The organism is Streptococcus suis (assembly GCF_016743335.1).
Lineage (GTDB): Bacteria > Bacillota > Bacilli > Lactobacillales > Streptococcaceae > Streptococcus > Streptococcus suis_Y.
This window is the reverse complement of the sequence record NZ_WCJE01000108.1, coordinates 1-570: the sequence shown is the minus strand read 5'-3', so window position 1 is coordinate 570 and position 570 is coordinate 1. Positions and strand designations below refer to the sequence as shown.

Below are 570 nucleotides of genomic sequence, written 5' to 3'. Positions count from 1 at the left end.
GTTAGATAGTGAAACTATAAAAAGTATTGTACATAGAAAATGGATTTGTTTAGATTTTGAAATCGAATAAGCATCATTTCTACTTTTCTTCTCAAAGCGGCGAGATTGGGGAATAGTCAATGGGACGATGGGCTGTGACATAAAAAATCCTCCAGTTTGTTTTTTATAACAGTATACTGGAGGAATGAGTTATTGGATAGATACCTGGTTATTGGGCGCTTACGATACCTTGTTATTAGGCGGTTATACTTTTTTCCAGAAAAATACACCTACTGACAAATGGGTCAGGTAGGTGTATCTAGCAGAACATAGTGATGGGTTAGTTGTTTTTCTCGTCCTTCTTATAGGCGACCAAACGATAGCCTAGCAAGAAGAGAATAATGCCTAGCGATAAAACCGCTATGACCACCGCATTTCCGGTATATGGGATTTCAATACCGGGAGGTGTAACGGGTTTGTTCTTGATTTTAACAATTTCAGACACATGTGAATCCGAAGTAATTTCAAAAGGAATCGTATCTTGGGCTAGAATATAGCCTGCAGGAGCCTTGACCTCTTTCAGATAATAAG

The 570-nt window shown here is 38.4% G+C and carries 1 protein-coding gene; it reads right to left on the bottom strand.

The features are described 5' to 3' along the window. Positions 1-319: 319 nt before the first annotated feature. On the bottom strand, positions 320-570 hold a 251-nt coding region (locus F9856_RS12075; RefSeq protein ID WP_268933458.1), incomplete at its 5' end, for a SpaA isopeptide-forming pilin-related protein.